Origin of the sequence: Halomonas elongata (assembly GCF_029081005.1) — a bacterium.
Classification (GTDB): domain Bacteria; phylum Pseudomonadota; class Gammaproteobacteria; order Pseudomonadales; family Halomonadaceae; genus Halomonas; species Halomonas elongata_B.
Map to the genome: position 1 here is coordinate 1 of NZ_JAJQTQ010000131.1, position 374 is coordinate 374.

Sequence of the window (374 nt, forward strand, 5' to 3'; positions counted from 1 at the left end):
CGGCTGCGAAGCGCGGGTGCGCTTCTTCGGCATGCAGTCGGAGACGCTGCCCTTCTATCAGATGGCCGATGGTCTGCTGCTGCCGACCCTCTACGATCCGTTCCCCAACGTCATTCTCGAAGCGATGGCCTGCGGTCTGCCGGTGATCACCACCACCGGCTGCGGCGGGGCGGAGTTTATCGTCGACGGCCACAATGGTTACGTCTGCGACGCTCTGGATATCCCGGCGCTACAGCAGGCGGTAATGGCCCTGCCCGCGCGCGCGCTGGGCTCCGCGGAAGGCGGTCACGCCCGCGAGCGCATTATGGCCTGCACCAGCGAGCGACTCTCAACCCAGCTGCTTTCTCTTTATCAGGATCTGGTGAAATAACGAT

The 374-nt window shown here is 63.6% G+C and carries 1 protein-coding gene; it reads left to right on the plus strand.

Annotated elements, in window-relative coordinates:
• On the plus strand, positions 1-370 hold a 370-nt coding region (locus LU493_RS19765; RefSeq protein WP_275289504.1), incomplete at its 5' end, for a glycosyltransferase family 4 protein.
• Between the last annotated feature and the right edge of the window lie 4 nt (positions 371-374).